The organism is Bradyrhizobium sp. 31Argb (assembly GCF_043638955.1).
Lineage (GTDB): Bacteria > Pseudomonadota > Alphaproteobacteria > Rhizobiales > Xanthobacteraceae > Bradyrhizobium.
The window spans coordinates 1-690 of record NZ_JBEGDB010000679.1 but is presented as its reverse complement, the minus strand read 5'-3'; the positions used below and the strand labels follow the sequence as shown (position 1 = coordinate 690).

The 690-nt window shown below is 62.2% G+C and carries 1 protein-coding gene; it reads left to right on the top strand.

The features are described 5' to 3' along the window. Positions 1-690, top strand: a 690-nt coding sequence (locus AAFX91_RS42235; RefSeq protein ID WP_394570418.1) for an IS630 family transposase, incomplete at both ends; no start/stop codon positions are given.

The following is a 690-nucleotide window of genomic DNA, read 5'->3' as shown; positions in this document are numbered from 1 at the left end:
CTAGAAGCCCGGTGCCGCTTGCCGCGAACGTTACAGCGTGATCTGAAGCGTGCCCGGATTGTTCTATTGGCCGCGGAAGGCTGCAGCACGCGTGCGATAGCCAAGACAGTCGGCGTGCAGCCGCGGATCGTCAGCCATTGGCGGCATCGCTTTGCGGATGAAGGGCTTGCGGGCTTGGAGGACAAGCCGCGGCCCGGCAAGAAGCCGATCTACACGAAGGCGACCGGTAAGCGGATTCTGGCGCTGCTGGACAAGCCGCCTCCTGCCGGGTTTGCGCGCTGGAACGGCCCCCTGCTGGCGGAGGCGCTGGGCGACGTCGACGTTCAATATGTCTGGCGCTTCCTGCGCGAGCACAAGATTGATCTTTCGGTTCGCAAATCCTGGTGCGAGAGCAACGACCCCGAATTTGCGGCCAAAGCCGCCGATGTTGTTGGTCTTTATGTCGATCCGCCTGCAAAGGCCATTGTCTTGTGCGTCGATGAGAAGCCATCGATCCAGGCCCTGGAGCGCGCCCAAAGCTATCTGAAGCTGCCCAACGGACGGGCTTTGACTGGCCAAAGCCATGATTACAAGCGGCATGGCACGACGACGCTGTTCGCCGCGCTCCAGGTTGCCACCGGAACGGTCATCGCGGAGCATTCAAAGCGCCGCCGCCGCATGGAGTTCCTCGGCTTCATGAACCGGCTGGTT